Annotated in this window: 2 protein-coding genes and 1 pseudogene; all 3 read right to left on the bottom strand. The window is 64.9% G+C overall.

Annotated features, from left to right (window positions below; translation table 11 throughout):
* Positions 1 to 187 (bottom strand): hypothetical protein (locus G3N64_RS39390; protein ID WP_205788927.1); only part of this gene is annotated, 187 nt, incomplete at its 3' end.
* A gap of 19 nt (positions 188 to 206) precedes the next feature.
* Positions 207 to 374, bottom strand: coding sequence for a DUF1427 family protein (locus G3N64_RS39385; RefSeq protein WP_011660704.1), 168 nt, complete (start codon positions 372 to 374; stop codon positions 207 to 209).
* A gap of 165 nt (positions 375 to 539) precedes the next feature.
* A pseudogene (locus tag G3N64_RS39380) lies at positions 540 to 679 on the bottom strand (hydrolase); the annotation flags it as partial.

The raw sequence follows: 679 nt of genomic DNA, 5'->3' as shown, positions 1-679 counted from the left end.
TGCGGCCGCCGAGGTCGATCACCTTCGTCGCACGGCCCGCGAGCGGCATCACGTCCGCGTCGCTGCCGACCGCGACGAAGCGGCCTTCCTTGATCGCCACGGCAGCGGCGACGGGGTTCGCGCGGTCCAGGGTCGTGAACCTGCCGTTGCGGAGAATCAAATCCGGTTGGGTTTCGGTTGCGGTCATATGCGTCACCTCATTTCAATCAAAGGCCGATGAGCTGCTTGAGGGCGGGAACCGCCTGCACGCCAATCAACATGCCGAGCAACCCGACCAGGGCAATCAGCGGCGGTGCGGGAGAGCGAACCTTGATTGCACTGTAGATCACGCCTATCAGCAGGCCCGCACCAAGGGAAACCAGATAAGGTTCCATACGATCAATCTCCCGAACAAACTGGAATGCAGGCGACCGCCCTGCAAACGCTCCGTGGGCGGTGTCCGCGGATCGACCGCGTCACACCGCCCGCATTGACGTATCGCCGCTGCGGCGTGCGCATGGCACACGCCGCAGCGGCATCGATCGTCGCGACAGTCAGCGTCACTTCGCCGGTACGGGCGGGAGCGACTCGTGCGGCGTCAGCGTACGCTCGGCGGCCTTGTGGACCATCGTGTACGCGTAGTCGACGCCCATCCCGTACGCGCCCGAATGCTCCTTCGCGATCGCCATCACCGCGTCGT

The sequence above is a fragment of the Burkholderia sp. Ac-20344 genome (assembly GCF_017104975.1).
Lineage (GTDB): Bacteria > Pseudomonadota > Gammaproteobacteria > Burkholderiales > Burkholderiaceae > Burkholderia.
This window is presented reverse-complemented; position numbering and strand designations above follow the sequence as displayed.

Coding starts and splice junctions, on each gene's coding strand:
- G3N64_RS39385 (WP_011660704.1), bottom strand. CDS start 374: ATGGAACCTTATCTGGTTTCCCTTGGTGCGGGCCTGCTGATAGGCGTG.